The organism is Angustibacter peucedani, from assembly GCF_054779595.1.
In genome coordinates this window covers 1-4,309 of the sequence record NZ_BAAGXY010000168.1, presented here as the reverse complement: position 1 = coordinate 4,309, position 4,309 = coordinate 1, and the positions used below count along the sequence as shown (strand labels likewise).

Here is a 4,309-nt window from a genome sequence, read left to right as displayed (position 1 = left end):
TGGCCGCGCGGCGCGGCGACCCGGCGCTGGTGCTGCCCGGCCGGGTGCAGCGCGTGCTCTCGGCCGGGTTCGGGGTCGACGCCGTCCAGCGGGTGCTCGTCGTGCGTCCGGTGCGCGCGCTGGCGCGGGTGGTCACCGCGGGCGACCGCGACGTGGTCGACGCGTACGTGCGGGGCAGCGCCACCACGAGCCGCTGGGCCGGGATCGCGTTGCGCCGCACCCAGACCGGCGTCTCGACGACCTACCTCACCTGGGTCGTGGTCGGCGCGGTCGCCGCCGCGCTGGTGGGGGTGGGGCTGCGATGAGCACGTTGCTGGTGCTGCTCGTCGGGCTGCCGCTGGGCGCGGCGCTGCTGCTGCTGCTCGCGCCGCGCACGCTCGGCGAGCAGCTGGGCCCCACCGTCGGCGTTGTCGTCAGCGGCGTCACGCTCGCGGTCGCGGCGCTCACCCTGGCGGCGCGACCGTGGACCGCCGGCGGCCCCGCGCTCGAGCTCGACGCACCCTGGATCCCCACGCTCGGCGTCCGGCTGCACCTGGCGCTCGACGGCATCAGCCTCCCGCTGGTGCTGCTCACCGCCGCGCTGGGCGTCGTGGTCACGGTGCACGTGATGCACCGCCCGCCGACGTCCGGGCGGGACGACGCCCCCGTCGGCTCGGTGCGCTCGCTCGTGGCCGCGCTGCTGGTCGTCGAGGGCGGAGCGCTCGCGACCTTCCTCGCCGCCGACCTGGTCGTGTTCTTCGTGGCCTTCGAGACGGTGCTCGTGCCGATGTGGGCGATCATCCGCTGGTGGGGCGACCCGCACGACGAGCCCGGACGACGCGACGCCGCCGCGCGCTTCGTGCTCTACACCGCGCTCGGCTCGGCGGTCATGCTGCTGGGCATCCTGGTCGTGGCGCTGGACTCCGGCACCACCGACCTGGTGCGGCTCGCGGCCGGCCACGGCGACTACATGAACCGCACCGTGCAGGTCGTCGCGGCCGCCCTGCTCGTCACCGGCCTCGCGGTCAAGGTGCCGGTCTGGCCGCTGCACACCTGGCTGCCCGCCGCGCACACCGCGGCGCCCACGGTGGGCTCGGTGCTGCTGGCCGGCGTGCTGCTGAAGATGGGCAGCTACGGCCTGGTGCGGGTCGTCGTCCCCGTGGTGCCGCAGGGGTTCTCGGCAGTCGCGCCCTACCTCGCGGTGTGCGGGGTCGTCGGCATCGTCTGGGGCGGGCTCGTCTGCCTCGTCGAGCGCGACCTGAAACGGCTGGTGGCGTTCTCGTCGGTGGCGCACATGGGGTTCGTGGCGCTCGGCATCTCGACCGGGACGGCGCAGGGGCTGCAGGGCGCGCTGTTCGCCAACGTCGCGCACGGCGTCATCACGGCGCTGCTCTTCCTCGTGGCCGGAGGCCTGAAGGACCGCGCCGGCAGCGGGCGGCTCGACCTCATCGGCGGCGGGCTGCGCGACGTCCGGCCGCGGCTGGGCGCGCTGCTCGCGGTGGCGTGCGTCGCCGGGCTCGGGCTGCCGGGGCTGGCCGGCTTCTGGGGCGAGCTGCTGGCCGTCTTCGGCGCGTGGCAGGCACCCGCCGGGTCGCACGACCGCGCCGGGTGGCAGGCGCTCGCCGTGGTGGCGGCGCTCGGCACGGCCCTGGCCGCCGCCTACCTGCTCCGCGTCCTGCGCACGGTCTGGCACGGCGTCCCGCCCGAACCCCTTGCGTCCGAAGATCCGGCCGCAATAGCGGCCGATCCTTCGGACGCGACGGCAGTGGAGCTGTGGGTGGGCGTGCCGCTGGTGGCCGCGACGCTGCTGCTCGGGCTGGTGCCCTGGCTGCTGCTGCGGCTGACCGAGCCGGGCGTCGAGGCGATCGTGGCGCTCGCGAGGGGGGCGGTCTGATGGGCGTTCCGTCCGTCGACTGGCTGGCGATCGCGCCGTGGCTGCTGCCCGGCGCGGGGTCGGTGGTGCTGCTCGGCGCCGACGCGCTGCTGCCCCGGCGGCTGACGCGCGGCCGGGTGCTCGACGTCCTGGCGGTGCTGCTCCTGCTGGCCGCGCTCGTCACCCTGGTGCCGCTGGCCGACGGCACGCGCGCGACGTTCTGCGCGACCGCCGACCGCTGCAGCTACGTGGCCGGGCACCTGACCTTCGCGGTGCAGCTGGTGGTGCTCGCAGCGGCCGTGGTCTGCCTGCTGCTGGCGCTCGCCGACCGCACGCTGCCCCGCGTCGAGCAGCTCGTGCTGCTGCTCGCGGCGACCGCTGGCGCCTGCGCCCTGGCCGGCGCGCGCGACCTGGCCACCCTGGCGGTCGCGCTCGAGACGGCCTCGCTGCCGCTCGTCGGCCTGGTCGCGCTGCGGCGCGACGGGCGGGGCGCCGAGGCCGGGCTGAAGCTGCTGCTCACCTCGGTGCTGTCGTTCGGGCTGCTCGCGCTGGGCATCGCGCTGGTCTACGCGTCCACCGGGTCGCTGCACCTGGGGACGCTGCCGTCGTCCGAGCTCGGCGACCTGCGGGTCGTGCACGGGCTCGGCCTCGCGCTCGTCGTCGCCGGTGCCGCCTTCAAGCTCTCGCTGGTGCCGTTCCACCTCTGGACGCCCGACACCTACGCCGGCGCCCCGCTGCCCGTCGCGGCCTTCCTGTCGACGGTGTCGAAGGCGGCCGGGCTCACGGCCGTCGTCCTGGTGCTCGCCGTCGGCGCCCCGGAGCGCAGCGTCGTCTGGGCCGCGCCCGTCGGGGCGGTCGCCGCCGTCACCATGACCGTCGGCAACCTCGTCGCGCTGCGCCAGCAGACCGCGCTGCGCCTGCTCGCGTGGTCGACCGTCGCGCAGGCCGGCTGGGTGCTGCTGCCGCTGGCCGGTGCGGTGGGAGCCGGGCGCATCCCGGGCGCGGTGTCGGCGTCCCTGGCCTACCTGCTCGCGTACGCCGTCGCCACGCTCACCGCGTTCGCGGTGCTGGCCCGCGAGTCCCGGCGGCACCCGGACGGCCCCCGCCACCGGCTCGCCGCGTACGCAGGCCTGTGGCGCAGCCAGCCGGCGCTCGCGCTGGTGCTCACCTTCGCGCTGCTCTGCCTGGCCGGGCTGCCTCCGGGCGTGATGGGCGTCGTGGCCAAGGTCGTCGCGCTGGTGCCTGTCGTCGGCGTCGAGGCCTGGTGGCTGGTCGCGGTGGCGGTGGTGAACGTCGTCCTCGGGGTGGCGGTCTACCTGCGCTGGGCGGTGCAGCTCTTCACGCCCGCCGCGGCGGCTCCCGACGCCGCAGCCGACGTCCCCGCCGACGGACCCCGCAGCCCGGTCTCGGGCCGGGTCGCGCTCTCGGTGGCGGCGGCGGGCTGCGTCGCGCTGTCGGTGCTGCCCGAGGGCCTGATCGGGCTGCTCGCCGGGACCCCGCTGCGCTGACCGGGTGGCCCGGGAACGCTGCCCACCCCCTCGCACGTTGGACCCCCTGGAACGGCACCCGCGCGACCGCGGACGACGAGAGGACGGGACGGCCACGATGGGCCACCAGCACTTCAACGGGCTGAAGACGACGCTGCTGCTCAGCGGCATCTTCGCGCTGCTGCTCGTCGTCGGGTCGGTGCTCGCGAACGGCCGCTTCATCTGGCTGTTCGCGTTGATCGGCGTCGCGATGACGGCGTACGGCTACTGGAACAGCGACAAGATCGCGATCCGCGCCATGCACGCGCACCCGGTGAGCGAGGCGGAGCAGCCGGCGATGTACCGCATCGTGCGCGAGCTCTCGACCGCCGCCCACCAGCCGATGCCGCGGCTGTTCGTCTCCCCGACCATGGCGCCCAACGCGTTCGCCACCGGCCGCAACCCGCGCAACGCCGCCGTCTGCTGCACCGAGGGGATCCTGCAGATCCTCGACGAGCGCGAGCTGCGCGGCGTCCTCGGGCACGAGCTGATGCACGTCTACAACCGCGACATCCTCACGTCGTCCGTGGCGGCGGCGCTGGGTGGCGTCATCACGTCCGTCGCGCAGATCGGGCTGTTCTTCGGCGGGGGCTTCGGCGGCGGGGACGACGACGACCGCCCCAACCCGTTCGCGATGATCCTCATCGCGCTGGCCGCACCGCTCGCCGCGACGCTGATCCAGCTGGCCATCAGCCGCACCCGCGAGTACGACGCGGACGAGGACGGCGCCACGCTCACCGGCGACCCGCTCGCCCTGGCCTCGGCGCTGCGCAAGCTCGAGCAGGGCACCCGTCAGCTGCCGCTGCCGCCCGACCGCGAGCTGGTGAACTCCAGCCACCTGTTCATCGCCAACCCGTTCCGGGGTGACGGGTTCTCGAAGCTGTTCAGCACCCACCCGCCGATGGCCGAGCGCATCGCCCGGCTCGAGTCC

General features: G+C 75.4%; 3 protein-coding genes and 1 pseudogene. All 4 read left to right on the top strand.

The features are described 5' to 3' along the window. A pseudogene (locus ACYVJ4_RS18520) lies at positions 1–305 on the top strand (NADH-quinone oxidoreductase subunit L); the annotation flags it as partial. After that, on the top strand, positions 302–1,873 hold the full coding sequence (locus tag ACYVJ4_RS18515; RefSeq protein ID WP_460461521.1) for a complex I subunit 4 family protein: 1,572 nt from the start codon (positions 302–304) through the stop codon (positions 1,871–1,873). The pseudogene ACYVJ4_RS18520 and the gene ACYVJ4_RS18515, both read left to right, overlap by 4 nt. After that, the gene (locus ACYVJ4_RS18510) at positions 1,873–3,360 is read left to right on the top strand and encodes an NADH-quinone oxidoreductase subunit N (protein ID WP_460461520.1); all 1,488 of its coding nucleotides are present in this window, start codon (positions 1,873–1,875) and stop codon (positions 3,358–3,360) included. Before ACYVJ4_RS18515 ends, ACYVJ4_RS18510 begins: the two co-directional genes overlap by 1 nt. Before the next feature lie 97 nt (positions 3,361–3,457). Next, positions 3,458–4,309 (top strand): zinc metalloprotease HtpX (gene htpX, locus ACYVJ4_RS18505; protein WP_460461522.1); only part of this gene is annotated, 852 nt, incomplete at its 3' end.

What these genes read in the sequence shown, in the direction of transcription:
- ACYVJ4_RS18515 (WP_460461521.1), top strand. Translation starts at nt 302, where the DNA reads ATGAGCACGTTGCTGGTGCTGCTCGTCGGGCTGCCGCTGGGCGCGGCG.
- ACYVJ4_RS18510 (WP_460461520.1), top strand. Translation starts at nt 1,873, where the DNA reads ATGGGCGTTCCGTCCGTCGACTGGCTGGCGATCGCGCCGTGGCTGCTG.